General features: G+C 70.0%; 19 protein-coding genes. 14 read left to right on the top strand and 5 right to left on the bottom strand.

What is annotated here, in order from left to right; genetic code table 11:
* Nucleotides 1-6: 6 nt before the first annotated feature.
* The 14 genes from ABZ079_RS20570 to recQ all read left to right on the top strand — a co-directional run bounded on the left by ABZ079_RS20570 (nucleotide 7) and on the right by recQ (nucleotide 17,941).
* Nucleotides 7-561, top strand: a complete 555-nt coding sequence (locus tag ABZ079_RS20570) for an NADH-quinone oxidoreductase subunit B (protein ID WP_030610600.1) — start codon at nucleotides 7-9, stop codon at nucleotides 559-561.
* Complete coding sequence (locus ABZ079_RS20565) at nucleotides 558-1,322, top strand: NADH-quinone oxidoreductase subunit C (RefSeq protein WP_356940850.1); 765 nt, start codon at nucleotides 558-560, stop codon at nucleotides 1,320-1,322. Before ABZ079_RS20570 ends, ABZ079_RS20565 begins: the two co-directional genes overlap by 4 nt.
* A complete protein-coding gene (locus ABZ079_RS20560; protein WP_356940849.1) occupies nucleotides 1,319-2,650 on the top strand; it encodes an NADH-quinone oxidoreductase subunit D in 1,332 nt (443 codons plus the stop codon). Before ABZ079_RS20565 ends, ABZ079_RS20560 begins: the two co-directional genes overlap by 4 nt.
* Complete coding sequence (gene nuoE / locus ABZ079_RS20555; protein WP_356940848.1) at nucleotides 2,647-3,516, top strand: NADH-quinone oxidoreductase subunit NuoE; 870 nt, start codon at nucleotides 2,647-2,649, stop codon at nucleotides 3,514-3,516. The genes ABZ079_RS20560 and nuoE overlap by 4 nt, the downstream gene beginning before the upstream one ends.
* On the top strand, nucleotides 3,513-4,862 hold the full coding sequence (nuoF, locus tag ABZ079_RS20550; RefSeq protein WP_356940847.1) for an NADH-quinone oxidoreductase subunit NuoF: 1,350 nt from the start codon (nucleotides 3,513-3,515) through the stop codon (nucleotides 4,860-4,862). The genes nuoE and nuoF overlap by 4 nt, the downstream gene beginning before the upstream one ends.
* Entirely contained in the window at nucleotides 4,859-7,363 is a 2,505-nt protein-coding gene (locus ABZ079_RS20545; RefSeq protein ID WP_356940846.1) for an NADH-quinone oxidoreductase subunit G, read from the top strand. The genes nuoF and ABZ079_RS20545 overlap by 4 nt, the downstream gene beginning before the upstream one ends.
* Nucleotides 7,360-8,724 carry an NADH-quinone oxidoreductase subunit NuoH gene (nuoH, locus tag ABZ079_RS20540; RefSeq protein WP_356940845.1) on the top strand — a complete coding sequence of 455 codons (1,365 nt, stop codon included), beginning with the start codon at nucleotides 7,360-7,362 and terminating at the stop codon, nucleotides 8,722-8,724. The genes ABZ079_RS20545 and nuoH overlap by 4 nt, the downstream gene beginning before the upstream one ends.
* Nucleotides 8,717-9,367 (top strand): NADH-quinone oxidoreductase subunit NuoI, encoded by a 651-nt coding sequence (nuoI, locus tag ABZ079_RS20535; RefSeq protein WP_356940844.1) that lies wholly within the window; start codon nucleotides 8,717-8,719, stop codon nucleotides 9,365-9,367. Before nuoH ends, nuoI begins: the two co-directional genes overlap by 8 nt.
* Nucleotides 9,364-10,209 carry an NADH-quinone oxidoreductase subunit J gene (locus ABZ079_RS20530; protein ID WP_356940843.1) on the top strand — a complete coding sequence of 282 codons (846 nt, stop codon included), beginning with the start codon at nucleotides 9,364-9,366 and terminating at the stop codon, nucleotides 10,207-10,209. Before nuoI ends, ABZ079_RS20530 begins: the two co-directional genes overlap by 4 nt.
* On the top strand, nucleotides 10,206-10,505 hold the full coding sequence (gene nuoK, locus ABZ079_RS20525; protein WP_028420845.1) for an NADH-quinone oxidoreductase subunit NuoK: 300 nt from the start codon (nucleotides 10,206-10,208) through the stop codon (nucleotides 10,503-10,505). Before ABZ079_RS20530 ends, nuoK begins: the two co-directional genes overlap by 4 nt.
* Nucleotides 10,506-10,520: 15 nt before the next feature.
* A complete protein-coding gene (gene nuoL, locus ABZ079_RS20520) occupies nucleotides 10,521-12,467 on the top strand; it encodes an NADH-quinone oxidoreductase subunit L (RefSeq protein WP_356940842.1) in 1,947 nt (648 codons plus the stop codon).
* A gap of 5 nt (nucleotides 12,468-12,472) precedes the next feature.
* The gene (locus ABZ079_RS20515) at nucleotides 12,473-14,044 is read left to right on the top strand and encodes an NADH-quinone oxidoreductase subunit M (protein ID WP_356940841.1); all 1,572 of its coding nucleotides are present in this window, start codon (nucleotides 12,473-12,475) and stop codon (nucleotides 14,042-14,044) included.
* Nucleotides 14,041-15,690, top strand: coding sequence for an NADH-quinone oxidoreductase subunit NuoN (gene nuoN, locus ABZ079_RS20510; RefSeq protein ID WP_356940840.1), 1,650 nt, complete (start codon nucleotides 14,041-14,043; stop codon nucleotides 15,688-15,690). Before ABZ079_RS20515 ends, nuoN begins: the two co-directional genes overlap by 4 nt.
* 250 nt (nucleotides 15,691-15,940) lie before the next feature.
* Nucleotides 15,941-17,941, top strand: coding sequence for a DNA helicase RecQ (gene recQ, locus ABZ079_RS20505; RefSeq protein WP_356940839.1), 2,001 nt, complete (start codon nucleotides 15,941-15,943; stop codon nucleotides 17,939-17,941).
* A 28-nt stretch (nucleotides 17,942-17,969) separates the two neighbouring features.
* On the opposite strand, the gene ABZ079_RS20500 is transcribed toward recQ, so the two are convergent.
* Genes ABZ079_RS20500 through ABZ079_RS20480 form a run of 5 tightly spaced genes read right to left on the bottom strand, consistent with a single transcriptional unit; the run spans nucleotide 17,970 to nucleotide 24,031 of the window.
* Nucleotides 17,970-20,735 (bottom strand): fumarate reductase/succinate dehydrogenase flavoprotein subunit, encoded by a 2,766-nt coding sequence (locus tag ABZ079_RS20500; RefSeq protein WP_356940838.1) that lies wholly within the window; start codon nucleotides 20,733-20,735, stop codon nucleotides 17,970-17,972.
* An 11-nt stretch (nucleotides 20,736-20,746) separates the two neighbouring features.
* Nucleotides 20,747-21,535 (bottom strand): ABC transporter ATP-binding protein, encoded by a 789-nt coding sequence (locus tag ABZ079_RS20495; RefSeq protein ID WP_356940837.1) that lies wholly within the window; start codon nucleotides 21,533-21,535, stop codon nucleotides 20,747-20,749.
* Nucleotides 21,519-22,433, bottom strand: a complete 915-nt coding sequence (locus tag ABZ079_RS20490) for an ABC transporter permease (RefSeq protein ID WP_356940836.1) — start codon at nucleotides 22,431-22,433, stop codon at nucleotides 21,519-21,521. The genes ABZ079_RS20495 and ABZ079_RS20490 overlap by 17 nt, the downstream gene beginning before the upstream one ends.
* Entirely contained in the window at nucleotides 22,430-23,770 is a 1,341-nt protein-coding gene (locus ABZ079_RS20485; RefSeq protein WP_356940835.1) for an ABC transporter substrate-binding protein, read from the bottom strand. Before ABZ079_RS20485 ends, ABZ079_RS20490 begins: the two co-directional genes overlap by 4 nt.
* Nucleotides 23,771-23,803: 33 nt before the next feature.
* Nucleotides 23,804-24,031 carry a ferredoxin family protein gene (locus tag ABZ079_RS20480; protein WP_053852588.1) on the bottom strand — a complete coding sequence of 76 codons (228 nt, stop codon included), beginning with the start codon at nucleotides 24,029-24,031 and terminating at the stop codon, nucleotides 23,804-23,806.
* Nucleotides 24,032-24,095 lie beyond the last annotated feature (64 nt).

Below are 24,095 nucleotides of genomic sequence, written 5' to 3'. Positions count from 1 at the left end.
TTAGACATGGGACTCGAAGAAAAGCTGCCGAGCGGCTTCCTGCTGACCACCGTCGAGCAGGCCGCGGGCTGGGTGCGCAAGGCGTCCGTCTTCCCTGCCACCTTCGGCCTCGCCTGCTGTGCCATCGAGATGATGACCACCGGCGCCGGCCGGTACGACCTGGCCCGCTTCGGCATGGAGGTCTTCCGCGGCTCGCCGCGCCAGGCGGACCTGATGATCGTCGCCGGCCGGGTCAGTCAGAAGATGGCGCCGGTCCTGAGGCAGGTCTACGACCAGATGCCCAACCCGAAATGGGTGATCTCCATGGGTGTCTGCGCCTCCTCGGGCGGCATGTTCAACAACTACGCGATCGTCCAGGGCGTCGACCACATCGTGCCGGTCGACATCTACCTCCCCGGCTGCCCGCCCCGCCCCGAGATGCTGCTGGACGCGATCCTCAAGCTCCACCAGAAGATCCAGTCCTCCAAGCTCGGCGTGAACGCCGAGGAAGCGGCCCGCGAGGCGGAGGAGGCGGCGCTCAAGGCCCTGCCCACGATCGAGATGAAGGGGCTGCTGCGGTGAGCGACGCGAACGGCACCAACGGGGCGAACGGCTCCGCGAACGGCGTGAACCCCGAGAAGGACCTCGCGGCCTCCAACCTCCCCGGCCAGCGCGGCGAGGGCGGCGAGGAGATCCGTGTCCAGCGCGGCATGTTCGGCGCCGACAACGGCGGCGACACCTCCGGCTACGGCGGACTGGTCCGCTCGGTCCGGCTCCCGGGACCGGCGGCCCGCCCCTACGGTGGCTGGTTCGACGAGGTCGCCGACGAACTGGAAGGCGCTCTGGAGGAGCAGGGGCTCCTCCCCGCCAACGCCATCGAGAAGACGGTCGTCGACCGCGGCGAGCTGACCTTCCACGTGGAACGCGAACACCTGGTCCGCGTCGCCCGCACCCTGCGCGACGACCCGGCCCTGCGCTTCGAACTGTGTACCGGCGTCAGTGGCGTCCACTACCCGCACGACAAGGGCCGGGAGCTGCACGCCGTCTACCACCTGCGCTCGATCACCCACAACCGGCTGATCCGCCTCGAGGTCAGCGCCCCCGACAGCGCACCGCACATCCCGTCCCTGGTCTCCGTCTATCCGACCAACGACTGGCACGAACGCGAGACCTACGACTTCTTCGGGATCGTCTTCGACGGTCACCCGGCCCTGACGCGGATCATGATGCCGGACGACTGGCAGGGCCACCCCCAGCGCAAGGACTACCCCCTCGGCGGCATCCCCGTCGAGTACAAGGGCGCCCAGATCCCGGCTCCGGACCAGCGGAGGTCGTACTCGTGAGCACGCAGTCAGCATCCGCCGCGTCGGCGCGCGAGACCACCGAGGGCACCGTATACACGGTCACCGGTGGCGACTGGGACGAGGTCGTCCAGTCCGCGGCCCGCGCCGACGACGAACGCATCGTCGTCAACATGGGTCCCCAGCATCCGTCCACCCATGGAGTGCTCCGCCTGATCCTGGAGATCGAGGGCGAGACGGTCACCGAGGCCCGCTGCGGCATCGGCTATCTCCACACCGGCATCGAGAAGAACCTCGAGTTCCGCACGTGGACGCAGGGCACCACCTTCGTCACGCGCATGGACTACCTGACGTCCTTCTTCAACGAGACCGCCTACTGCCTCGCCGTCGAGAAGCTCCTCGGCATCGAGGACCAGATCACCGAGCGCGCCAAGATCATCCGGGTGCTCCTGATGGAGCTGAACCGGCTCTCCTCCCACCTGGTGTGCATCGCCACCGGCGGCATGGAGCTGGGCGCCACCACGATCATGATCTACGGATTCCGTGATCGTGAAATGATTCTCGACCTCTACGAGCTCATCACGGGCCTGCGCATGAACCACGCGTACATCAGGCCCGGCGGTCTCGCCCAGGACCTGCCGCCCGGCGCGGTGGACCAGATCCGCGAGTTCGTGAAGAAGATGAAGAAGAACCTCCCGGAGTACGACAAGCTCGCCACCGGGAACCCCATCTTCAAGGCCCGCATGCAGGACATCGGCTACCTCGACCTGGCCGGCTGCATGGCCCTCGGCGCGACCGGTCCGATCCTGCGCTCCACCGGCCTGCCGCACGACCTGCGCAAGGCGCAGCCGTACTGCGACTACGAGACGTACGACTTCGAGGTCCCGACCGCCGACAGCTGCGACGCCTACGGCCGCTTCCTCATCCGCCTGGAGGAGATGCGCCAGTCGCTCGGGATCGTCGAGCAGTGCCTGGACCGGCTCCAGCCCGGCCCGGTCATGGTCGCCGACAAGAAGATCGCCTGGCCCGCCCAGCTCGCCCTGGGACCGGACGGGCTCGGCAACTCCCTCGACCACATCAAGAAGATCATGGGCACCTCCATGGAGGCCCTGATCCACCACTTCAAGCTGGTCACCGAGGGCTTCCGCGTCCCGCCGGGACAGGCGTACGTAGCCGTCGAGTCGCCCAAGGGCGAACTCGGGGTGCACGCCGTCTCCGACGGCGGCACCCGCCCCTTCCGGGTCCACTTCCGCGACCCGTCCTTCACCAACCTGCAGGCCATGGCGGCGATGTGCGAGGGCGGCCAGGTCGCCGACGTCATCGTCGCCGTCGCGTCCATCGACCCCGTGATGGGAGGCGTCGACCGGTGACCACCAGTTCTTCGGAGCGGGGCGTCAGCCTGGGCATGCCCGAACTGCCCGCGCCCGCGTACCCGGACGACGTCCGGGCCCGGCTGGAGGCGGACGCGCGCGAGGTGATCGCGCGCTACCCGGACTCCCGGTCCGCCCTGCTGCCGCTGCTCCACCTCGTGCAGTCGGAGGAGGGCCACGTCACGCGCACCGGGATGCGGTTCTGCGCGGACATGCTGGGCCTGACCACGGCCGAGGTCACCGCCGTCGCCACCTTCTACACCATGTACCGGCGCAAGCCGTCCGGTGACTACCAGGTCGGCGTGTGCACCAACACGCTGTGCGCGGTGATGGGCGGCGACGCGATCTTCGAGACCCTCCAGGAGCACCTGGGCGTCGGCAACGGCGAGACCACCGGCGACGGCCAGGTCACCCTGGAGCACATCGAGTGCAACGCGGCCTGCGACTTCGCGCCGGTCGTCATGGTCAACTGGGAGTTCTTCGACAACCAGACCCCGGCGAGCGCCAAGCGCCTGGTCGACGACCTGCGCGCGGGACGCCCCGTCCAGCCCACGCGCGGGGCGCGGCTGTGCACCTTCAAGGAGACCGCGCGGATCCTGGCCGGCTTCCCCGACGAGCGGCCCGGGGCCGTCGAGGAGGGCGGCAGTGCGGGACCCGCGTCGCTGGTGGGCCTTCGCCTGGCAAAGGGAGAGGCCGCACCCGCGCGCGTGGTCCATCCGCGCGACGGCGGTCCGCACGATGAACCGCAGGACAGGGTGCACGAGCCGTCGCCGGCCGAACACCTCAGCTCGCATGACGCGCCGCAGGACACATCGGCCTCCGACCCGGCCCACCCGGCAGGTCCTACCGCCGAGGAGGGGAAGTGATGACCGTGGCAGCCGAACTCAAGGACACGAGCCCCGAGAAGCTGCTCGCACCCGTGCTGTCGGCCTTCTGGGACGAGGACCGGTCCTGGACTCTGGACGTCTACCGGAGGCACGAGGGGTACGAGGGGCTCCGCAAGGCGCTCGCCATGCCACCGGACGACCTGATCGCGTACGTCAAGGACTCCGGCCTGCGTGGCCGTGGCGGCGCGGGATTCCCGACCGGGATGAAGTGGCAGTTCATTCCGCAGGGTGATGGAAAACCGCACTATCTAGTTGTCAACGCCGACGAGTCGGAGCCCGGAACCTGCAAGGACATCCCGCTCCTCTTCGCGAACCCGCACAGCCTCATCGAGGGCATTGTGATCGCGTGTTACGCCATCAGGTCGTCGCATGCCTTCATCTATCTGCGTGGTGAAGTCGTCCCCGTCCTGCGGCGGCTGCACGAGGCCGTGCGCGAGGCCTACGCGGCGGGCTACCTCGGCGAGAACATCCTGGGCAGCGGACTCGACCTCGAACTCACCGTGCACGCGGGTGCGGGCGCGTACATCTGCGGTGAGGAGACCGCACTGCTCGACTCGCTCGAAGGCCGCCGTGGTCAACCGCGGCTCCGTCCCCCCTTCCCTGCGGTGGAAGGCCTCTACGCCTGTCCGACTGTGGTGAATAACGTCGAGTCGATCGCGTCGGTTCCCGCCATCCTGAAAAACGGCAAGGAATGGTTCAGGTCGATGGGCAGCGAGAAGTCCCCTGGCTTCACGCTCTACTCGCTCAGCGGCCACGTGGCCAGCCCCGGCCAGTACGAGGCTCCGCTCGGCATCACGCTCCGCCAGCTCCTCGACATGAGCGGCGGTATGCGGCCCGGGCACCGCCTCAAGTTCTGGACGCCCGGCGGCTCCTCCACGCCGATGTTCACCGACGAGCACCTCGACGTCCCCCTCGACTACGAGGGAGTGGGCGCCGCCGGCTCCATGCTCGGCACCAAGGCCCTGCAGTGCTTCGACGAGACGACCTGCGTGGTGCGGGCGGTGACCCGCTGGACCGAGTTCTACGCCCACGAGTCCTGCGGCAAGTGCACGCCGTGCCGCGAAGGGACGTACTGGCTGGTGCAGCTGCTGCGGGACATCGAGGCCGGCAAGGGCGTCATGTCCGACCTCGACAAGCTGAACGACATCGCCGACAACATCAACGGCAAGTCCTTCTGCGCCCTCGGCGACGGCGCGGCCTCACCCATCTTCTCCTCGCTGAAGTACTTCCGCGAGGAGTACGAGCAGCACATCACGGGCCGGGGCTGCCCCTTCGACCCGGCCAAGTCGACGGCCTGGGCGGACCGCCCGGAGGTGAACGCATGACCGTGACCACCAGTGCCCCCTCCGGAGGGGGAGAGGCGGCGGTCCCGCCGGAAGACCTCGTCACACTGACGATCGACGGCATCGAACTCAGCGTGCCCAAGGGCACCCTGGTCATCCGGGCCGCCGAGCAACTCGGCATCGAGATCCCGCGGTTCTGCGACCACCCCCTGCTGGACCCGGCCGGTGCCTGCCGCCAGTGCATCGTCGAGGTCGAGGGCCAGCGCAAACCGATGGCGTCCTGCACCATCACGTGCACCGACGGCATGGTCGTGAAGACCCACCTCACCTCGCCGGCCGCCGAGAAGGCCCAGCACGGTGTGATGGAGCTGCTGCTCATCAACCACCCGCTGGACTGCCCGGTCTGCGACAAGGGCGGCGAGTGCCCGTTGCAGAACCAGGCCATGTCGCACGGCAACGCCGAGTCCCGCTTCGACGGCAAGAAGCGCACCTACGAGAAGCCCGTACCGATCTCCACACAGGTGCTGCTCGACCGCGAGCGGTGCGTGCTGTGCGCCCGCTGCACCCGCTTCTCCAACCAGATCGCCGGCGACCCGATGATCGAACTGGTCGAGCGGGGCGCGCTGCAGCAGGTCGGCACCGGTGAGGGAGACCCGTTCGAGTCGTACTTCTCCGGCAACACCATCCAGATCTGCCCCGTCGGCGCCCTGACCTCGGCGGCCTATCGTTTCCGCTCCCGCCCCTTCGACCTCGTCTCCTCGCCGTCGGTCTGCGAGCACTGCTCCGGCGGCTGCGCGACCCGCACCGACCACCGGCGCGGCAAGGTCATGCGGCGGCTGGCGGCCAACGACCCCGCGGTCAACGAGGAGTGGATCTGCGACAAGGGACGCTTCGCGTTCCGGTATGCGCAGCAGAAGGACCGCCTCGACACGCCCCTGGTGCGCAACGCCGACGGCGTCCTGGAGCCCGCCTCCTGGCCGGAGGCCCTGGAAGCGGCCGCGCGCGGGCTGACCGCCGCCCGCTCCCGCGCCGGCGTCCTCATCGGCGGCCGGCTGACCGTCGAGGACGCTTACGCGTACAGCAAGTTCACGCGCGTGGCGCTCGCCACGAACGACATCGACTTCCGCGCGCGCGTGCACAGCGGCGAGGAGGCCGACTTCCTCGCGGCCCACGTGGCAGGCCGCGGCCGCGACCTCGACGGCAGGGGGGTCACGTACACCTCCCTGGAGAAGGCGCCCGCCGTCCTGCTCGTCGGGTTCGAGTCCGAGGAGGAGGCACCCGGCGTCTTCCTGCGGCTGCGTAAGGCCTGGCGCAAGCGCAAGCAGCGGGTGTTCGCAGTGGCCACGCATGCCACGCGGGGCCTGGAGAAGGCGGGCGGCACCCTGCTGCCGGCCGCGCCGGGCACCGAGACCGAGTGGTTGGACGCCCTCGCGAGCGGCGCCGGCCTGGAGGAACCCGGCACACGCGCCGCCGAGGCGCTGCGCACCGAGGGCGCGGTCATCGTCGTCGGCGAACGGCTCGCGTCGGTCGCGGGCGGGCTCACGGCCGCCGTACGCGCCGCCACCGCGACCGGCGCCCACCTGGTGTGGATCCCGCGCCGCGCCGGTGAACGCGGCGCGGTCGAGGCGGGCGCGCTGCCGTCGCTGCTGCCGGGCGGCCGCCCGGCGACCGACCCGCGCGCGCGGGAGGAGGTCGCCGCCGTCTGGGGGCTCGCCGAACTCCCGCCGCGCTACGGCCGTGACACCCACCAGATCGTCGAGGCCGCCGCCACCGGCGAACTCTCGGCTCTCGTGGTCGCCGGTGTGGAGGTAGCCGACCTGCCCGACCCGGCACGCGCGCGTGAGGCCCTCGACAGTGTCGGCTTCCTGGTGTCGCTGGAGCTGCGGCCGAGTGAGGTCACCGAGCGCGCCGACGTCGTCCTGCCGGTCGCCGCGGTCGCCGAGAAGGCGGGCACCTTCCTCAACTGGGAAGGCAGGGTGCGCTTCTTCGAGGCCGCCCTCAAGCCCGAGCAGATGACCCGCCGTCTCGCACCGACCGACACGCGCGTGCTGCAGATGCTGGCCGACGCCATGGACGTCCACCTGGGCCTGCCGGATCTGCGCACCACGCGCGCGGAGATCGACCGGCTCGGCTCCTGGGACGGCCCGCGCGCCGCCGCCCCCGTGGAGTCCGCGGGCGTACTGCCCCGCCCGGCCGCCGGCGAGGCCGTCCTCGCCGGGCACCGGCTGCTGCTCGACCAGGGCGTCCTGCAGGACGGCGACGAGGCGCTCGCCGGAACACGGCACGCCGCACGCGCGCGCCTGTCGGCCGCGACGGCCGCCGAGGCGGGCGTCAAGGACGGCGACGTCCTCGCCGTGACCGGTTCCACCGGCACGGTCGAACTCCCGCTGCAGATCACCGAGATGCCCGACCGGGTGGTGTGGCTCCCGCTGAACTCCGTCGGCGCGGGCGTCGCCTCCGACACCGGTGCACAACCCGGCTCCCTTGTCCGTATCGGGCCGGCGGCACTCGCCGAAGAGGCCCCCAAGGAGGTGGAGGCATGAGGTCGTACCTCGCCACTGAAGACCTCTCGATGTTCGGCCGCGACCCCTGGTGGCTGGTCGTCGTCAAGGCCGTCTTCTGCTTCGCCTTCCTGATGGTGACCGTGCTGTTCTCCATCGTCTGGGAGCGCAAGGTCGTCGCCTGGATGCAGCTGCGCATCGGGCCGAACCGGCACGGCCCCTGGGGCATGCTCCAGTCGCTCGCCGACGGCGTGAAGCTGATGCTCAAGGAAGACGTCATCGTCAAGCGCGCGGACAAGGTGGTCTACGTCCTCGCGCCGATCGTTGCGGCCATCCCGGCCTTCATGGCGATCGCGGTGATCCCCTTCGGCCCGGCCGGCAACGAGATCTCGATCTTCGGGCACCGCACCACGATGCAGCTGACCGATCTGCCGATCGCGATGCTCTACATCCTCGCGGTCGCCTCCGTCGGCATCTACGGCATCGTGCTCGCGGGTTGGAGTTCTGGATCCACCTACCCGCTGCTGGGCGGCCTGCGCTCCTGCGCGCAGATGATCTCGTACGAGATCGCCATGGGCGCCGCGTTCGCCTCCGTGTTCCTGTACTCGGGGTCGATGTCGACGTCCACGATCGTGGAGCAGCAGCACGACCGGTGGTACATCCTGCTGCTGCCGGTCTCCTTCATCCTCTACATCGTCACGATGGTCGGCGAGACCAACCGCGCCCCCTTCGACATGCCGGAGTCCGAGGGCGACCTGGTCGGCGGCTTCAACACCGAGTACTCGTCCATCAAGTTCGCGATGTTCATGCTCGCCGAGTACGTGAACATGGTGACGGTCTCGGCCGTCTCGGCCACCCTCTTCCTCGGCGGCTGGCGCGCCCCCTGGCCGATCAGCGCCTTCTGGGAGGGCGCGAACCACGGCTGGTGGCCGCTGCTGTGGTTCGTCATCAAGGTCCAGCTGCTGCTGTTCTTCTTCATCTGGCTGCGCGGCACGCTCCCACGCGTCCGCTACGACCAGCTGATGAAGCTCGGCTGGAAGGTCCTCATCCCGGTCTCGGTGACCTGGCTGATGCTGGTGGCGACCGTGCGGGCCCTGCGCAACGAGAACTACGACTTCGCCGATATCGCCCTCTACGTCGGCGGCGGTGTGCTCGCCCTGCTGCTGATCTCCTTCGTCGCCGACATGTTCCGCGAGAAGGCGAAGACGGCCGAGCAGCCCGCTGCCCAGCCGCCCGGCTTCGACCCGATGGCGGGCGGATTCCCCGTACCGCCGCTGCCCGGGCAGGAGCTGCCACCGGTGCCGAGGCGCCGCCCACGCCACGAGCGGGAGCTGATTGTCAGTGGCGGGCCGGACACTGTCAGTGACGGATCTTCGGATGGAAAGGAGGCGTCCGATGGCTGAGGAGCCCAAGGAGGCCGGGCAGGCGAAGCCTGGCTTCCAGAACCCCGTGGCCGGCTTCGGCGTGACCTTCAAGGCCATGTTCAAGAAGCGGCTGACCGAGCAATACCCGGAGCAGAAGAAGACCACGGCTCCGCGGTTCCACGGACGGCACCAGCTCAACCGCCATCCGGACGGCCTGGAGAAGTGCGTCGGCTGCGAACTGTGCGCCTGGGCCTGCCCCGCCGACGCCATCTACGTGGAGGGCGCCGACAACACCGACGAGGAGCGCTACTCGCCTGGCGAGCGGTACGGCCGCGTCTACCAGATCAACTACGCCCGCTGCATCCTGTGCGGCCTGTGCATCGAGGCGTGCCCCACGCGCGCGTTGACGATGACCAACGAGTTCGAGCTGGCGGACTCCAGCCGCGCGAACCTCATCTACACCAAGGAGCAACTGCTCGCCGGCCTCGAAGAGAGCATGGTCGACACACCCCACGCGATCTTCCCTGGGACGGACGAACAGGACTACTACCGGGGCCTGGTGACGCAGGCCGCGCCCGGCACGGTCCGGCAGGTCGCCACCTCCAAGGGCGAGGTCCCGCAGGAGGCCGCCACCACCTTCGGCGAGGACGAGCCGGCCTCGGAGAAGGTGATCGGTCAATGAGCGCAGAGCACCTCGCCGCCTACACCACCTCCACCGGTGAGGCCTTCCAGTTCTGGGCCCTCGGCACCGTCGCGGTGATCGGCGCCCTGAGCACCGTCTTCATGAAGAGGGCGGTGCACAGCGCGCTCTCTCTCGCCGGCACCATGATCGTCCTGGCGGTGTTCTACCTCGCCAACGGCGCCTACTTCCTGGGCATCGTGCAGATCGTCGTCTACACCGGCGCGATCATGATGCTGTTCCTGTTCGTGGTGATGCTCGTCGGCGTCACGGCCGCGGACTCGCTCAAGGAGACCATCAAGGGCCAGCGCTGGCTGGCTCTGCTGTGCGGGGTCGGTTTCGGTGTCCTGCTGTTCGGGGGCATCGCGAACGCCTCCCTGAAGGAGTTCAACGGCACCGGCCAGGCGAACGCGAACGGCAACGTGGAGGGCCTGGCGTCGCTCATCTTCACCAAGTACGTCTTCGCCTTCGAAATCACCGGTGCCCTGCTGATCACGGCGGCCGTCGGCGCCATGGTGCTCACCCACCGCGAGCGCACCGAGCGAGCCAAGACCCAGCGCGAGCTGTCCGAGCAGCGCATCCGCGAGGGCACGCACATCCCGCCGCTGCCCGCCCCCGGTGTCTACGCCCGGCACAACGCCGTGGACATCGCGGGCCTGCTGCCCGACGGCACCCCCTCCGAGCTGACGGTCAACAAGACGCTGCGCGAGCGGGGCCAGATCCGTGACGTGTCCGCGGACGCGCTCAACGACCTGCGGGCGCTGGAGCAGCGCGCGGAGGAGCGCCTGGAGCGCAGGCCGGCCGAGCCGGCCACGTTCAAGCGACCCGAGGAGGCGTCGAAGTGAACCCGGTCAACTACCTCTACCTCGCCGCCCTGTTGTTCACGATCGGCGCGACCGGCGTCCTGATCCGCCGCAACGCCATCGTGGTCTTCATGTGCATCGAGCTGATGCTGAACGCCTGCAACCTCGCGTTCGTCGCCTTCTCCCGGATGCACGGCAACCTCGACGGCCAGATCATCGCCTTCTTCACGATGGTCGTCGCCGCCGCGGAGGTCGTGGTGGGCCTCGCGATCATCGTGTCGCTGTTCCGTACCCGCCACTCGGCCTCGGTCGACGACGCCAGCCTGATGAAGCTGTAAGGGGTCGGAAGAATCGTGGAGAACCTGATCGCGCTGCTCATCGCGGCGCCCCTGCTCGGAGCGGCCGTCCTGCTGGTCGGCGGCCGGCGCCTCGACCGCGTCGGCCACTGGATGGGCACGCTCCTGTCGGCCGCCTCCTTCGTCTTCGGACTGATCCTCCTCGCCGACCTGCTCGGCAAGGACGCCGAAAACCGCACACTCATCAAGCACCTGTTCAGCTGGGTCCCGGTGGCCGGGTTCCAGGCGGACGTCACCTTCCGCCTGGACCAGCTGTCGATGACGTTCGTGCTGCTGATCACCGGTGTCGGCTCGCTGATCCATCTGTACTCGATCGGGTACATGGAGCACGACGAGCGCCGCCGCCGCTTCTTCGGCTACCTGAACCTGTTCCTCGCTGCGATGCTGCTGCTCGTCCTCGCCGACAACTACCTCCTGCTGTACGTCGGCTGGGAAGGCGTCGGCCTCGCCTCCTACCTGCTGATCGGCTTCTGGCAGCACAAGCCCAGCGCCGCCACGGCAGCGAAGAAGGCCTTCCTGGTCAACCGCGTCGGTGACATGGGCCTGTCGATCGCGATCATGCTGATGTTCACCACCTTCGGCAGCTTCGCCTTCGGTCCGGTCCTCAGCCACACCGGGGACACCTCCGAGGGCAAGCTCACCGCGATCGGCCTGATGCTGTTGCTCGCCGCCTGCGGCAAATCGGCCCAGGTGCCGCTGCAGTCCTGGCTAGGGGACGCCATGGAGGGCCCGACCCCGGTCTCGGCCCTGATCCACGCCGCGACGATGGTGACCGCGGGCGTCTACCTGATCGTCCGCTCCGGTGCCCTCTTCAACGCCGCCCCCGACGCCCAGCTGGCCGTGACCGTCGTCGGTGCGGTCACGCTTCTCTTCGGTGCGATCGTCGGTTGCGCGAAGGACGACATCAAGAAGGCGCTGGCCGGCTCGACCATGTCGCAGATCGGCTACATGGTGCTGGCGGCGGGCCTCGGCCCCATCGGCTACGTCTTCGCGATCATGCACCTGGTGACGCACGGCTTCTTCAAGGCCGGGCTGTTCCTCGGTGCCGGTTCCGTCATGCACGGCATGAACGACGAGGTCGACATGCGCAAGTACGGCGGCCTGCGCAAGTACATGCCGATCACGTTCATCACCTTCGGCCTCGGCTACCTCGCGATCATCGGTTTCCCGGGCCTCTCGGGCTTCTTCTCCAAGGACAAGATCATCGAGGCGGCCTTCGCCAAGGGCGGCACCGAGGGCTGGATCCTCGGCGGCGCGGCCCTGCTGGGCGCGGCCATCACCGCCTTCTACATGACGCGCGTGATGCTGATGACCTTCTTCGGAGAGGAGCGTTGGAAGAACCAACCCACTCGCTCCCCGGAGGCGCCGAGCGCCGAACCCGCGGCCGAGCACCACGGCGAGCACGCCGAGCCGCACCCGCACGAGTCCCCGAAGGTCATGACGATCCCGATGATCGTGCTGGCCGTCGGCTCGGTCTTCGGCGGTGCGTTCTTCAGCCTCGGTGACCGCTTCCTGAACTGGCTGGAGCCCGTCACCGGCCACAGCGAAGGCGACTCACCGCTCAGCGCCGCTGCGGTCACCGGAGCCACCATGGTCTGCCTGGTCATCGGTGTCGGCATCGCCTGGGCGCAGTACGGCCGCAAGCCCGTCCCGGCCGTCGCCCCGCGCGGCTCGCTACTCACCCGTGCGGCCCGGCGCGACCTGCTCCAGGATGACTTCAACCACGTCGTCCTGGTGCGCGGCGGCGAGCACCTGACGCGCTCGCTGGTGTACGTCGACCACACCCTGGTCGACGGCGTCGTCAACGGCACGGCGGCCGGCTTCGGCGGTCTGTCCGGTCGGCTGCGCCGGCTCCAGAACGGCTTCGCCCGCTCCTACGCGGTCTCGATGTTCGGCGGTGCGGCACTCCTGGTGGCCGCGACCCTGCTGATGAGGGCGGTCTGATACCGATGTCCTTTCCCCTGCTGACAGCGACGGCGGCGCTCCCGGCGCTCGGGGCCGTCGCCACGGCCGCCGTACCGGCCGCGCGGCGCGCCGCCGCCAAGTGGCTGGCGCTGGTCGTCTCGCTCGCCACACTCGCCCTGGCGGTCACCGTCCTGGTCCGCTTCGACCCCGGCGGCACCCGCTACCAGCTCACCGAGTCCCACGCCTGGATCAAGGACTTCGGGGTGAGGTACGAGCTGGGCGTGGACGGCATCGCGGTGGCACTGATCGCGCTCACCGCCCTGCTCATCCCGTTCATCGTCCTCGCGGGCTGGCACGATGCCGACCCGCTGGAGACCGGCAACCGCCGCTGGCGCCCCACTCAGGGATTCTTCGCGTTGATCCTCGCCGTCGAGGCGATGGTGATCATCTCGTTCGAGGCCACCGACGTCTTCCTGTTCTACATCTTCTTCGAAGCCATGCTCATCCCGATGTACTTCCTCATCGGCGGCTTCGGGGACCGTGCCCACGAGCACGGCGAGGAGACGGCCGCCACGCAGCGGTCGTACGCGGCGGTGAAGTTCCTGCTCTACAACCTGGCCGGCGGACTGATCATGCTGGCCGCGGTGATCGGCCTCTACGTGGTCGCCGGGAACTTCAGCCTCCAGGAGATCGCGCAGGCGCGGGTGAACGGTTCGCTGCACATGGCGACGGACACCGAACGCTGGCTGTTCCTCGGCTTCTTCTTCGCCTTCGCGGTGAAGGCGCCGCTGTGGCCGCTGCACACCTGGCTCCCCAACGCCATGCAGGAGTCCACCGCCCCGGTCGCCGTGCTCATCACGGCGGTCGTCGACAAGGTGGGCACCTTCGCGATGCTCCGCTTCTGCCTCCAGCTCTTCCCTGAGGCCAGCAAGTGGGCGACGCCCGTGATCCTGGTACTGGCGTTGATCAGCATCATCTACGGTGCGCTGCTCGCCGTCGGCCAGCGGGACATCAAGCGGCTGGTGGCCTACGCGTCGATCTCGCACTTCGGCTTCATCATCATGGGCATCTTCGCGATGACCAGCCAGGGCCAGTCCGGCGCGACGCTCTACATGGTCAACCACGGCATTTCCACGGCCGCGTTGATGCTGGTCGCCGGCTTCCTGATCTCCCGGCGCGGCTCGCGGCTCATCGCCGACTACGGAGGCGTGCAGAAGGTCGCCCCGGTGCTTGCCGGCACCTTCCTGATCGGCGGCCTCGCCACCCTCTCGTTGCCGGGACTCGCGCCGTTCGTGAGCGAGTTCCTGGTCCTGGTCGGCACGTTCACGCGCTACCCGGCGATCGGGATCATCGCCACCTTCGGCATCGTCCTCGCCGCGCTCTACACCCTGGTGCTGTATCAGCGGACGATGACGGGCCCGGTGAAGCCCGAGGTCTCGGCGATGCCCGACCTCCGCGCGCGCGAGCTGGTGGTCGTCGCCCCGCTGATCGTGCTGCTGATCTTCCTGGGCGTCTATCCGAAGCCCGTCACGGACATCGTCAACCCGGCGGTCAAGCAGACCATGTCCGACGTACACAAGAAGGACCCCAAGCCCGAGGTGGAGGCGGCCAAGTGAGTTCAGCAGTCGTCCACAACCTGTGGACAACCGCGGCCGATCCGATCTCGAAGATCGACGCGCCGAAGATCGAATACGGACAATTGTCGCCGACCCTGATCGTCCTGGGTGCGGCGCTGGTCGGGGTGCTCATCGAGGCGTTCGTCCCGCGCAAGTCCCGCTACTACGCGCAGGTGTTCGTGTCCGTCGTAGCGCTCTGTGCCGCGTTCGCCGCGGTCGTCGCGCTCGCCACCGACGGGTACGGCACCACCAAGGCGCACATCGCGGCCATGGGGGCGGTCGCGGTCGACGGGCCGTCCCTGTTCCTGCAGGGCACCATCCTGCTGGCCGGCCTGGTCGGCCTCTTCACCTTCGCCGAACGGCGCCTGGACCCGGCGGCGCACGGCAACCGGGTCGACTCCTTCGCCGCCCAGGCGGCTTCGGTGCCGGGCAGCGACAGCGAGAAGGCCGCCGTGAAGGCCGGGTTCACCACCACCGAGGTCTTCCCGCTGCTGCTGTTCGCCATCGCGGGCATGCTGGTGTTCCCCGCGGCCAACGATCTGCTGACGCTGTTCGTGGCCCTGGAGGTCCTCTCCCTGCCGCTGTACCTGCTGTGCGCGCTGGCCCGCCGCAAGCGGCTGATGTCACAGGAGGCCGCGGTCAAGTACTTCCTGCTCGGCGCGTTCGCCTCGGCATTCACGCTGTTCGGCATCGCCCTGCTGTACGGCTACGCGGGCTCCGTGTCGTACGCGCGCATCGCACAGGTCGTCGACGGCACGGTCACCAACGTCGACCCGGCGCTCGCCGACACCATGGGGAACGACGCGCTGCTGCTGCTCGGCAGCGCGCTGATCGTGATGGGCCTGCTGTTCAAGGTGGGCGCGGTGCCGTTCCACATGTGGACGCCCGACGTCTACCAGGGCGCGCCGACCCCGGTGACGGGCTTCATGGCGGCGGCGACGAAGGTGGCGGCGTTCGGCGCGCTGCTGCGCCTGCTGTACGTCGTGCTGCCCGGGATGCGCTGGGACTGGCGGCCGGTCATGTGGGCGGTGGCGAGCATCACCATGCTGGGCGGTGCGATCGTCGCCATCACGCAGACCGACATCAAGCGGCTGCTGGCGTACTCGTCCATCGCGCACGCCGGATTCATCCTCGCGGGTGTCATCGCCACCTCGAAGGACGGCGTGTCGTCCGTCCTCTTCTATCTGGCCGGGTACTCGTTCGTGACGATCGGCGCGTTCGCCGTGGTCACCCTGGTACGCGACGCGGGCGGTGAAGCGACCCACCTGTCCAAGTGGGCAGGACTGGGCCGCCGTTCACCACTGGTCGCGGCCGTGTTCGCGGTGTTCCTGCTGGCCTTCGCCGGTATCCCGCTGACCTCCGGGTTCGCTGGTAAGTTCGCCGTGTTCAAGGCGGCGGCGGACGGCGGCGCGGCCCCCCTGGTCGTGGTCGGCGTGATCTCCTCGGCGATCGCCGCGTTCTTCTACATCCGCGTGATCGTGCTGATGTTCTTCAGCGAGCCGAGGCCCGAGGGTCCGACCGTGGCCGTCCCCTCCCCGCTGACCATGGCGGCGATCGGCGTGGGCGTGGCGGCGACGCTGGTGCTCGGTGTGGCGCCGCAGTACTTCCTGGATCTGGCGAACCAGGCAGGAGTGTTCGTGCGCTGACGCGTGCGGTACGGCCGTACGGCCCCGGTTCCCGCTCGGGAGGGGAACCGGGGCCGTCGCACGTCAGTGGCCGGACCTGCTGCGCATGGCAGAGAACGGGCGCTTCACGTGGGGGTTGGCATTCGATGGCGTTGATACGACAAGCAGATCCCGCTTGTGGACAACGGTCGGGCGATGTCGGCGCGGGCGCCTATCGTGGACGCAGTGGTCGACGGACGACGCACGGGGGAAACCGACGGGGGACAGGACGATGGGCGCGACGGGCGGAATCAGCGAGATGCCAAGGATGACCGAGGGGCCGGGTGCGGCCGACAGCGAGGCGCTGGCCACACTCCACCGGGTCTTCGGGTACGAGGCCTTCCGGAGCGAGCAGGAAGAGATCATCGAGCACGTGGTGGCGGGCGGCGACGCAGTCGTCCTCATGCCCACCGGCGGCGGCAAGTCGCTGTGCTACCAGATCCCGGCCCTGGTCCGGCCCGGTACCGGCGTGGTGGTGTCACCGCTGATCGCCCTGATGCAGGACCAGGTGGATGCCCTGCGCGCCCTCGGCGTGCGGGCCGGCTTCATCAACTCCACGCAGGACTTCGACGAGCGGCGCGTGGTCGAGGCGGAGTTCCTGGCCGGCGAGCTGGACCTGGTGTATCTGGCGCCGGAGCGGCTGCGCCTGGACGCCACGCTCGACCTCCTCTCCCGCGGCAAGATCTCCGTCTTCGCCATCGATGAGGCGCACTGCGTGTCCCAGTGGGGCCACGACTTCCGCCCCGACTACCTCACCCTGTCCCTCCTCGGCGAGCGCTGGCCGGACGTCCCGCGGATCGCCCTCACCGCCACCGCCACGCGCGCCACCCACCAGGAGATCACCGAGCGGCTGAACCTGCCGTCGGCCCGCCACTTCGTCGCCAGCTTCGACCGGCCCAACATCCAGTACCGGATCGTGCCGAAGGCCGATCCCAGGAAGCAGCTGCTCGCCTTCCTCCGGGAAGAGCACGCGGGCGACGCCGGCATCGTCTACTGTCTCTCGCGCAACTCGGTGGATCGGACGGCGGAGTTCCTGACCGCCAACGGCATCGACGCGGTGCCGTACCACGCGGGCCTGGACGCGGGCACGCGCGCCGCGCACCAGTCCCGGTTTCTGCGCGAGGACGGCCTGGTCGTCGTGGCGACCATCGCCTTCGGCATGGGCATCGACAAGCCGGACGTACGCTTCGTCGCCCATCTCGACCTGCCCAAGTCCATCGAGGGGTACTACCAGGAGACCGGCCGCGCGGGCCGTGACGGCCTGCCGTCCACGGCCTGGATGGCCTACGGCCTGAACGACGTCATACAGCAGCGCAAGCTGATCCAGTCCGGTGAGGGCGACGAGGCGTTCCGCCGCCGGGCGGCCGCCCACCTCGACGCCATGCTCGCGCTGTGCGAGACAGCCCAGTGCCGCCGCGGCCAGCTGCTCGCCTACTTCGGCCAGGACCCCGATGCGGCGGGCTGCGGCAACTGCGACACATGCCTCGCCCCACCGGAGACCTGGGACGGCACCATCGCCGCGCAGAAGGTGCTGTCGGCGGTGGTACGGCTGCAGCGGGAGCGCGGGCAGAAGTTCGGCGCGATGCAGATCGTCGACATCCTGCTGGGCAAGCGCACCGGCAAGGTGATCCAGTTCGACCACGATCAGCTGTCCGTCTTCGGCATCGGGCAGGACCTCACCGAGGGCGAGTGGCGGGGCGTCATCCGCCAGCTGCTCGCACAGGGGCTGCTCGCGGTCGAGGGCGAGTACGGCACGCTGGTGCTCACCGAGGCGAGCGGCTCGGTGCTGCGGCGGGAGCGCGAGGTGCCGCTGCGCAAGGAGCCGAAGAAGCCGGCCGGCTCCCGGTCGCGGTCGACCGGTGCCTCCGGGGACGACCGCAAGGCCAAGGTCGCCGCGGCCGAGCTGCCCGAGGAACTGCTCCCCGCCTTCGAGGCCCTGCGCGCCTGGCGTGCCGAGCAGGCCCGGGAGCAGGGCGTCCCCGCCTACGTCATCTTCCACGACGCCACCCTGCGGGAGATCGTCTTCCGGCGGCCCGGTTCGGTGCCCGAGCTGGGCACGGTGAGCGGCGTCGGCGAGAAGAAGCTGGCTACGTACGGGGAAGGTGTGCTCGAGGTGCTGGCCTCCCTGGACGGGCCGGGCCCGGCCGGCGCCGCGGACCCGGCGGGGGCCGAATCTGCGGACGACCACTGGCCCGAGCCTGCGGACGAGCCGGAGCCGGACGACTGGATATAGCCCGCACCCGGCAGGGCGCGACGCGGGGCTAGAGCCCGCGGGCCGCGTAGGCCCTAACATCCGCGTCCGAGTCCGCCGTGGCCGTGGCGAGGGCTGCCCGGGCCTCCTCGGTGGCCCGGTGCCGCGTCAGCGCCAGGACCGCCGCCTTGCGGACGTCGGCATTCGGGTCGGCGAGGGCCTTGGCGAGGGCGGGGACAGCCGTGTCGGCGGGCGCGGCCGACAGCGCGGTGGCGGCGCCGGACCGTACCTGCCAGGCCGGGTCGGACAGGGCGGCCACGGAACGAGCGGCGAGCGGCGCCCGGCAGCCGGTGGTGGCCAGCGCGCCGAGCGCCGCACCGCGCACCAGCGGATCGGCGTCCTCGGTGAGCCGGTCCAGAGTGCCGGCGAGCAGCGCCCGGTCGGACGCGGCGAGGGATGCCGAGGCGACGGCGGCCAGGGCCTTGGCCACGGTGACCCGGACCTCCCGGGCGGGATCGCCCGCGGCGCCCGCCAGCGGCCCGACCGCGTCGACCGAGACGAGCGCCCGCACGGCCTCGGTGCGGACGGCGATGTCATGGTCGTCCAGCGCCGCCGCGAACACCGCTGCCCCGCCGAGCTGCAGGGCGCGCAGCACATCGAGGGCGGCGGCCCGCACCACGGGGTCGGGCTGGCCGAGCGCACTGGTGAGGGCGGCACCCAGGGCGGGTTCGGGCGGCAGGGTCTCGACGAGTTCGCGCAGTGAGGCCGCGGCGGCCGCGCGGACCTCGGCGTCGGCGTCGGTGAGGGCACCGACCAGGGCCTGCCCGGTGCCGGGCGGCACGGTCTCGGTGAGCACCGAGACAGCCGTACGGCGCACGGCGGGGTCGGGATCGGCCAGGTAAGGCTCGAGCACGGCGAGCTCGGGTTCCGCCTCGGCCAGCTCCAGCAGTTCCAGCAGCCGCGGCGATGCGGTGCCCCGGGCCTCGGTCCGGTCGGCAGGCCCGGTGGCGCGCGCGGAGGCCGGTCCGGCGGCGACCGGCGCCACCTCGCGCGGCCCGGCCGTGGCCACCCGCTCCGGATGGACCTCGCCCAGCCGCCGGGAGAGACCGCCTACCGGCGTGAACTCCTCCACCGGCACCAGATACGGAGCCACGGGACGGGCCGTGAACTCCATCGCACCAGAGGGGGACTTGTGCAGATCGAGATGGTGGAACCAGGAGACGTCGTCGCGCCCGGGATGGTCGAGACGGTCGTGGTAGAGGCCCCAGCGGGACTCGGTACGGGCCAGGGAGGCACGAGCGGCCATCTCCGCGCAGTCGCGGATGAAGGAGACCTCGGCGCAGCGCATCAGTTCGTGCGGGGTGCGGGCGCCCATCGCCGCGATGTCGGTGCGCATCCGCTCGAAGGCTTCGAGGGCGAGGGAGAGCCGGGCCCCCGACTTGGGCGGGGCCACGTAGTCGTTCACGAAGCGGCGCAGCTTGTACTCGACCTGGGTCTGCGGCGGGCCGTCCGGGTTGCGCAGCGGGCGGTAGATCAGCTCGTGGGCCTCGCGCACCTGGTCCACGGGAAGCTCGCCGTCGTAGGCCGTGTACTGGGCGGCGTCCGCGCCGGCGAGATCGCCGAAGACGAAGGCGCCGATCATGTAGTTGTGCGGGACGCAGGCGAGGTCGCCGGCGGCGTACAGGCGGGGGACGGTCGTGCGGGCGCGGTCGTCGACGCGGACACCGGAGGCGGAGTGCCCGCCGCACAGGCCGATCTCGGAGATGTGCATCTCGACGTCATGGGTGCGGTAGTCGTGTCCGCGCCCGGCGTGGAAGGTGCCGCGGGTCGGCCGCTCGGTGGAGTGCAGGATCGACTCCAGCGCGGAGACCGACTCCTCGGGCAGGTGGCTGAGCTTCAGGTAGACCGGGCCCCGGTCGCTGGCGACCTCGGCGGCGAACTCGGCCATCATCTGCCCGGACCAGTAGTCGGAGTCGACGAAGCGCTCACCGTGCCGGTTGACCTGGTAGCCGCCGAAGGGGTTGGCGACGTAGGCGCAGGCCGGGCCGTTGTAGTCCTTGATCAGCGGGTTGATCTGGAAGCACTCGATGCCGGTCAGCTCCGCGCCCGCGTGGTAGGCCATGGCGTAACCGTCACCGGCGTTGGTCGGGTTCTCGTAGGTGCCGTAGAGGTAGCCGGAGGCGGGCAGCCCGAGGCGGCCGCAGGCACCGGTCGCGAGGATCACGGCACCCGCGCGGACGGTGACGAAGGCGCCGGTGCGGGTGTTGAAACCGACGGCACCCACGGCCCGGCCCTCGGCGGTGAGGACCCGGACCGGCATCACCCGGTTCTCGATCCTGATCCGCTCCCGCATCTCGCGCCGCCGCAACTGCCGGTACAGGACCTTTTTGACGTCCTTGCCCTCTGGCATCGGCAGTACGTACGAGCCGGAGCGGTGGACCTGGCGGACCGCGTACTCGCCGTGCTCGTCCTTCTCGAACTTGACCCCGTACGACTCCAGCCGCTGGACCATCGCGAAGCCGCGGGTGGCGGTCTGGCGGACGGTGGACTGGTCGACGATGCCGTCGTTGGCGCGGGTGATCTCGGCGACGTAGTCGTCGGGTTCGGCACGGCCGGGGACGACCGCGTTGTTGACGCCGTCCATGCCCATGGCGAGCGCGCCCGAGTGGCGGACGTGGGCCTTCTCCAGCAGCAGGACGTTCGCGCCGTGCTCGGCGGCGGTGAGGGCGGCCATGGTGCCGGCGGTGCCGCCGCCGATGACGAGGACGTCGCAGGTCAGCTCCTCGCCGGCGGTGACGGCGGGAATCTCCGGGGTAGCGGGCGCGGGGGTGGTCACCGGGGTGCCTTTCAGGAGCCGAGTGAGGTGAGGATGTCGCGGCGCAGGGCCGCACGGGCCGGGGCGTCCAGGGCCGCACGGTCACGGGGGCGCGGCACGTCCCGTACGGCGGCCACCCGGCCGGAGCCGAGCAGGGCCACACGGTCGCCGAGGAAGAGGGCCTCGTCCACGTCGTGCGTGACGAAGACGACGGTCGCGCCCGTGCCGCGCAGCACCTCCACGAGCAGGTCCTGCATGCCGGAGCGGGTCTGGGCGTCGAGCGCGCCGAAGGGCTCGTCCATGAGGACCGCGCGCGGGCTGTCTGCCAGGGCACGGGCCAACTGGGCGCGCTGGCGCTGCCCGCCGGACACACGGTGCGGCAACTGCCCGGCCTGCGCGCTGAGCCCGACACGCGCGAGCAAGGACTCGGCCCGGGAACGACGTGCGGCGCGCGGTATCCCCCTGATGGCGAGCGGCAGTTCGACGTTTCCGCGCAGCGTGCGCCAGGGCAGCAGCGCGTCCTCCTGGAAGACCAGCGCGCGGTCGGCCGACGGTCCGGTCAGCGGGCTGCCGTCCACTTCCGCCGTGCCACCCAGCGGAGCCAGAAGTCCGGCGAGCGTGCGCAGCAGCGTGGACTTGCCGCAGCCGGAGGGGCCGACGACGGTGAGGATCTCGCCGGGGGCGACCTCCAGGTCGACGTCGGCGAGGACCGGAGCGTCCGGGCGCCCCAGGAGGGCGCCGCGGAACGCGAGCCGGGTGCCGCGTACGGCTTTCGGTGCCGACGTGACCGGGGCGGTGATGGTCTCAGACGAGATGCTCATCGCGGGCCTCCTCGGTTTCGTTCTCGCCCTGCTGCTCGGGCTGGGCCTTGTGCTCGGGCTTGCCGTCGGCGTGAGCGGGGACGGCGAGCGGGCGGGACGTGCGGGTGCGGCCACCGGGGACGTACGAGGTGCGGGGCAGCCAGCGGGTCAGGCGCCGGCCGAGGAGTTCCACGGCCGTGGAGGTGACCCAGCCGAGGACGCCGATCGTGACCATGCCGACAAACACACCGGGGTAGTTCACGACCGTGTAGTCCTGCCAGGTGCGGTAGCCGACTCCGTACTGGCCGGAGATCATCTCGGCGGAGATCACGCAGATCCACGACACGCCGATGCCGACCGACAGCCCGCCGAAGATGCCGGGCAGCGCTCCCGGCAGCACGACCGAGCCGAGGATCCGCAGCCGGCCGCCGCCCATGGTGCGTACCGCCTCCTCCCACACCGGGGTCAGCGCGCGGACCGCGTGCCGGGTGGAGACCAGCACGGGGAAGAAGGCGGCGGTGCAGGTGATGAAGACGATGCCCTGTTCGTTGGAGGGGAAGAGCAGGATCGCGACCGGCACGAGGGCGATCGCCGGGATGGGGCGGATCACCTCCAGGACGGGGCCGAGCAGGTCCTCGGCGAGGCGCGAGCGAGCCACGAGAACGCCGGTCGCCACGCCTGCGACCGCCGCCAGCGCAAAGCCGGTGAGGATCCGGGTGAGGCTGTCGGCGAGGTCGGTCCAGTAGTCGCCGCCGGAGAGCCTGCCGGTGAAGGCACGGGCGATGTCGGTGGCCGTCGGGAACTGCGAGAAACGCAGCCAGAGGTCGACATCCAGGCTGGTCAGCAGCTGCCACAGGCCGAGTGCGGTGGCCAGGGACACTGCCCGCAACGCATACCGGGCGAGGGGCCGCCGGGTCATGAGACCCGCTCCAGAGCCGCGCTGTACGAGATCGTTCTGGCGCCGGCGTGGGCGGAGAGGTAGGCCCGCGCGGTCGCCGGGGCGACGAAGGGCAGCAGCCGGTCGCCGTCGGCCACCCAGACCGCCCTGTCGGCGAACCAGAGGGTGCCGGTGGTGGTGTCGGGCACGTAGGCGGCGCGGATGCCGTTCCGGTGCTTGGCCACGTACGCCAGGAGCTCCTTCGGGGCCTTGAAGACGGACGGTTTGCCGCTGTCCTTGGCCCACACCTCGCTCGCGGCCGGCGCGGGCGAGGCGGAGAGCCGCTTGGCGTACGAACTGCCAAGGGCCTTTTTCACGTACTCGTCGTCGACGAAGGAGTCCACGTCGATGTCACCGGTCAGCCTGGCCGCCTTCAGCACGGACACGTCCTGTTCGAGGGCGGCGACGAGCTGCGGTTTGACGGTCGGGTCGAAGGTGGCGATGCCGTGGGCGCCGTTGTAGAGGTAAACGACCTCGGCGGGCAGGCCGGTGGCCTCGGCGACCTTCTCGGCTGCGGTGACGGGGTGGCCGTTGAGGTAGTCCGTCGCCTGGGCCTGGGCTTTGAGGAACGCCTCCAGCACGGCCGGGTGCTGCTTGGCGAAGTCCTCGCGAGCGGTGACGCCGTGGAAGGTGGGCAGGTTCAGCTGGGCGCCGTCGTACAGGGCCTTCGCCTTGCCCTGGTAGGCGAGCAGGCCGGGCCAGGCGACGAACTGGGACAGTGCGTCCACACTGCCGCCGGAGAGCGCCGAAGCACCCACCGCGGGCTGCTGGTTGAGCTTGGAGATCCCCTTGTCCGGGTCGATGCCGGCACGCCGCAGGGCCCGTACGAGAGTGCCGTCGGCGGCGGAGCCGATGCTCGTGGAGACCTTCTTGCCCTTGAGGTCCTGCACAGAAGTGAGCTTGGAGTCCGGTGCGGTGACGACGGTGTTGAGACCGCCGCGCAGGTTGTAGCCGGTGACCGACACCAGGTGGGTGGGGCGGGCGAGCTGTTTGCCGCGGGCCGCGTTGAGCAGCAGCGGGAAGTCACCCATCGAGCCGATGTCGATCTTTCCGGCGGTCATCTGCGCGGTGATCGGGGCACCGGTGGCGTAGTCCTGCCAGTCGACCTTGTAGGTGTGGCCGTCGTGCAGGGAGTTGAGCTGCTTCTCGAAGTAGCCGAGGGAGCGCAGCAGCGTGCCCGCGGTGACGGTGTTGATGGTCTTGGACTGGTAGCCGACGGTCACGGTGACCGTGGAGCTGCCCGCATCGGCGCTGCCACCGCAGGCGGACAGAGGAAGGAGGAGCGCGGCGGCGGACAGGGAGACTGCCGTGCGTTTCATGATGGTTCGGCCTCTCACCGGAGCGGTTCGGAATCAGCGGAGCAGGTAGGGCATGTTGACCGTGACGGCTCCGGTGGGGCAGCGGGCCGCGCACGGGCCGCAGTACCAGCACTCGTCGACGTGCATGTACGCCTTGCCGCTGCTGGTGTCGATGGCCAGGGAGTCCAGCGGGCACATGTCCACGCAGAGGGTGCAGCCGTCGATGCACTTCGACTCGTCGATGGTCACGGGCACGTCGGCCCGCTGGGGCACCAAGGGCATGGCTGTCTCCAGGAAACGTGCAGCAGGGATGCGTACAGACGGGGACGGGGGAATGCGGGGTTGT

Origin of the sequence: Streptomyces sp. NPDC006314 (assembly GCF_040613075.1) — a bacterium.
Lineage (GTDB): Bacteria > Actinomycetota > Actinomycetes > Streptomycetales > Streptomycetaceae > Streptomyces.
This window is presented reverse-complemented; position numbering and strand designations above follow the sequence as displayed.

Bases quoted from the DNA above. Each gene is read 5' to 3' on its own strand.
- ABZ079_RS20570 (WP_030610600.1), top strand. From the start codon at position 7: ATGGGACTCGAAGAAAAGCTGCCGAGCGGCTTCCTGCTGACCACCGTC.
- ABZ079_RS20545 (WP_356940846.1), top strand. From the start codon at position 4,859: ATGACCGTGACCACCAGTGCCCCCTCCGGAGGGGGAGAGGCGGCGGTC.
- ABZ079_RS20495 (WP_356940837.1), bottom strand. From the start codon at position 21,535: ATGAGCATCTCGTCTGAGACCATCACCGCCCCGGTCACGTCGGCACCG.
- recQ (WP_356940839.1), top strand. From the start codon at position 15,941: ATGGGCGCGACGGGCGGAATCAGCGAGATGCCAAGGATGACCGAGGGG.
- ABZ079_RS20485 (WP_356940835.1), bottom strand. From the start codon at position 23,770: ATGAAACGCACGGCAGTCTCCCTGTCCGCCGCCGCGCTCCTCCTTCCT.
- ABZ079_RS20490 (WP_356940836.1), bottom strand. From the start codon at position 22,433: ATGACCCGGCGGCCCCTCGCCCGGTATGCGTTGCGGGCAGTGTCCCTG.
- nuoI (WP_356940844.1), top strand. From the start codon at position 8,717: ATGGCTGAGGAGCCCAAGGAGGCCGGGCAGGCGAAGCCTGGCTTCCAG.
- nuoH (WP_356940845.1), top strand. From the start codon at position 7,360: ATGAGGTCGTACCTCGCCACTGAAGACCTCTCGATGTTCGGCCGCGAC.
- ABZ079_RS20515 (WP_356940841.1), top strand. From the start codon at position 12,473: ATGTCCTTTCCCCTGCTGACAGCGACGGCGGCGCTCCCGGCGCTCGGG.
- ABZ079_RS20480 (WP_053852588.1), bottom strand. From the start codon at position 24,031: ATGCCCTTGGTGCCCCAGCGGGCCGACGTGCCCGTGACCATCGACGAG.
- ABZ079_RS20530 (WP_356940843.1), top strand. From the start codon at position 9,364: ATGAGCGCAGAGCACCTCGCCGCCTACACCACCTCCACCGGTGAGGCC.